Raw genomic sequence first — 1,793 nt, forward strand, 5'->3', positions numbered from 1 at the left:
GGGGCGGGGCCGCCGGCCCTCAGCGGGCCAGGTCGAGGACCAGGGCGCGGGCCGGGCCGAGGGCGGCGGTCTCGGCCTCGCTCATGGTCGGGTTGGCGGCCCGGCGGGCCACGGCCTGCGCGAGGTGCCCGGAGTCGGAACCGTCCAGGACGACCGCGGGATCCCGGTGGCGGAGGAAGGAGGCGAGCACCTCGCGGACCCCCGCCGCCTCGAACGGTGCGAGCCCCCAGCCCTCGGCCACCTGCGCCATGATCAGCGCCGACATCGCCCAGTCCAGCCCCGGCGGCCCTTCCTCGGCGGTGCCCCAGTCGATCACCACGGGCCCGTCCGGGGTGAGCACCACGTTGTCCGGGTGCAGGTCGAGGTGGAGGATGCGGTGCGAGGGGTCGGCGGAGACCCGTGCCGGTACCGCGTGCAGCCGCCGCATCAGGTCGGCGACGATCCTTCCCGTCTCCGCCGGCGTGACCGCGCCCCGGCGCAGGGCCTGGAGCAGGGTCGGTCCGGACAGCCGCCGCATCACCAGGTCCGCGCGGGAAAGCGGCCCGTCACCGGCGCTGGGCCGTACGCGCGGCACCGGATAGCCGCGCTCCGCCAGGTGGGCCATGACGGCCGCCTCGGTGGTGGCGTCGCGGCCGTCCCGGTAACGCCGCAGCGCCCATGCGTCGTCGATCGCGTACACGTCCGCGCTGCGTCCCGAGCCGAGCGGTTCCCCCGTCTGCATGCCCCGAAGCTACCGTCCGCCCGGCGGGTCCGTCACCGCATCCACGCACGCCAGGGACGGTGGATGACCTCGCGGTACGTGTGGTGGGACGGGTTGCGGCCCGCGTGGGCGAACGTCCAGCGCTGGACGTCCTGGAAGTCCACGCTCGTCTCCGACCGCGCGCCGCACACCGCGCACTCCATCGCGTACGTCACCGGCTCGGCGTCGGGCTCCCGGTCGGGCGCGAGCGTCCAGTCCACGAACCTGATCACACCGCGAATGCTCACGGCAGCCTCCTCGTACGGTCACGGTTGATCTCGGTCACCCGGGCCCGCAGCTCCTCGCCCGTCCCGGCGGGCCGCAGTGCGTCGGGCGGACAGTCCCACTCCCGGCCGCCGCCGGGCGGCCGGAGCTGTACGAGGCCCCCGACCGTCCCCATCACCTGGCCCACCCGGTCGGTGCGGGTGTCCACGGCGTACGAGCCGATGGCGGGGATCACCGTCCTCCCTCCCGGCCGCCCCGGACGAGCACGGCGGCCAGCCGCCGCGCCACCTCGGGCGTACAGCGCCCCAGCTCCACCAGCGGCGGCTCGGCCGTCTCGCTCGCGTACGACACGAGGTCCACGCGGAGGGAGGGCAGGGTGACGCCCGCGCCGCGCAGCGCCTCCCGCAGCTCGTCCGTCGCCTCCTCCGCGATCCTGAGCCGCTCACGATCGGCGCGGCGTCTGGCCGTGGTCATCGCTGACCTCCCGTTTGTGCTGAGTGTTTCCGATCAGACACACAGGGTGGTGGATGCTGGCTACGCTCGCCAGAGGTGAACCGTTAGCAGCGTTTTTGCTGATAAGGGGGAGTAATTCCATGGCCAACACCAGTGGAGGCAACGGCAGTAGGAGCGGACGTTCCGGACAGCCCAGGGTCGGCTGGGAGTTCTTCGGCTCGGAACTCAAGCGTCGGCGTGAGGAATCGGGTTTTACACAGCAGGAGTTGGGCGAGCGAGTCTTCTGTTCGGGCGCGTACATCGGCCAGTTCGAGACGGCCGTCCGCAAACCGCAGCTCGACATCGCGCAGCGCATCGACGAGGAGTTGCAGACGGG

The 1,793-nt window shown here is 72.8% G+C and carries 5 protein-coding genes; 1 reads left to right on the plus strand and 4 read right to left on the minus strand.

The genetic code is table 11. The features are described from left to right. Window positions 1-19: 19 nt before the first annotated feature. The 4 genes from VE546_RS05245 to VE546_RS05260 are packed head-to-tail and all read right to left on the minus strand — an operon-like array spanning window position 20 to window position 1,438. Window positions 20-721, minus strand: coding sequence for a phosphotransferase (locus tag VE546_RS05245; protein ID WP_324919030.1), 702 nt, complete (start codon window positions 719-721; stop codon window positions 20-22). 32 nt (window positions 722-753) lie between these two features. Next, window positions 754-987 carry a hypothetical protein gene (locus tag VE546_RS05250; protein ID WP_324919032.1) on the minus strand — a complete coding sequence of 78 codons (234 nt, stop codon included), beginning with the start codon at window positions 985-987 and terminating at the stop codon, window positions 754-756. Next, window positions 984-1,199: a hypothetical protein gene (locus VE546_RS05255; protein WP_414720408.1), complete on the minus strand. Its 216-nt coding sequence runs from the start codon at window positions 1,197-1,199 to the stop codon at window positions 984-986. The genes VE546_RS05250 and VE546_RS05255 overlap by 4 nt, the downstream gene beginning before the upstream one ends. Beyond that, on the minus strand, window positions 1,196-1,438 hold the full coding sequence (locus VE546_RS05260) for a hypothetical protein (RefSeq protein ID WP_324919034.1): 243 nt from the start codon (window positions 1,436-1,438) through the stop codon (window positions 1,196-1,198). Before VE546_RS05260 ends, VE546_RS05255 begins: the two co-directional genes overlap by 4 nt. A 119-nt stretch (window positions 1,439-1,557) precedes the next feature. On the opposite strand from VE546_RS05260, the gene VE546_RS05265 reads away from it, so the two are divergent. Further along, window positions 1,558-1,793: helix-turn-helix transcriptional regulator (locus VE546_RS05265; RefSeq protein WP_324919036.1), on the plus strand; the 236-nt coding region annotated here is incomplete at its 3' end.

Origin of the sequence: Streptomyces sp. (genome assembly GCF_035644915.1) — a bacterium.
In the GTDB taxonomy this organism is placed as follows: domain Bacteria; phylum Actinomycetota; class Actinomycetes; order Streptomycetales; family Streptomycetaceae; genus Streptomyces.

Coding starts and splice junctions, on each gene's coding strand:
- VE546_RS05260 (WP_324919034.1), bottom strand. CDS start 1,438: ATGACCACGGCCAGACGCCGCGCCGATCGTGAGCGGCTCAGGATCGCG.
- VE546_RS05245 (WP_324919030.1), bottom strand. CDS start 721: ATGCAGACGGGGGAACCGCTCGGCTCGGGACGCAGCGCGGACGTGTAC.